This window comes from Vibrio sp. 2130-1 (assembly GCF_033339515.1).
The window spans coordinates 1-523 of the sequence record NZ_JAWOUT010000705.1 but is presented as its reverse complement, the minus strand read 5'-3'; the positions used below and the strand labels follow the sequence as shown (position 1 = coordinate 523).

Annotated in this window: 1 protein-coding gene; it reads left to right on the top strand. The window is 42.4% G+C overall.

Annotated features, from left to right (window positions below; genetic code table 11):
- Positions 1-81 precede the first annotated feature (81 nt).
- The coding region (locus R7Q09_RS28245) for a HipA domain-containing protein (protein ID WP_318144221.1) at positions 82-523 on the top strand (442 nt) is incomplete at its 3' end.

Below are 523 nucleotides of genomic sequence, written 5' to 3'. Positions count from 1 at the left end.
GCTTCAACGCGGCTGGAACCACTTTCAGTTCGTAATTGACACGATATAGTTACGGCTCATGAGTATCCGTTCCCTCTTGGCATGTCCAATAAGCACGACTTCCGCTTCACAATATCTGGGGCGCAAGAGAAAACTGCGCTTCTTAAAATCAAAAATGATTGGTTTTTACCCAGTTTGGATTACCCAAGCACTCACATTCTCAAATTTCCGATCGGCTTTATTCAGCAGCCAGCGGCAACACTTGATATGACGGGGAGCGTTGAAAATGAGTATTTCTGTATAAAACTTGCAGAAGCAATGGGCTTCCAAGTTCCAAAGATTGAGATCTTAAAAGTTGAAGGAATGAAAGCTCTAGTTATTGATCGTTTCGATAGACACTGCTCACAAGATGGCAACGCACTTATTCGATTGACTCAAGAAGACATGTGCCAAGTATTCTCGCTTCCCTCACAATTGAAATATCAGAGTGATAGTGGCGTTGGTATTAAAGAAATCATGCAACTACTGAGTGGTTCTAGATGCG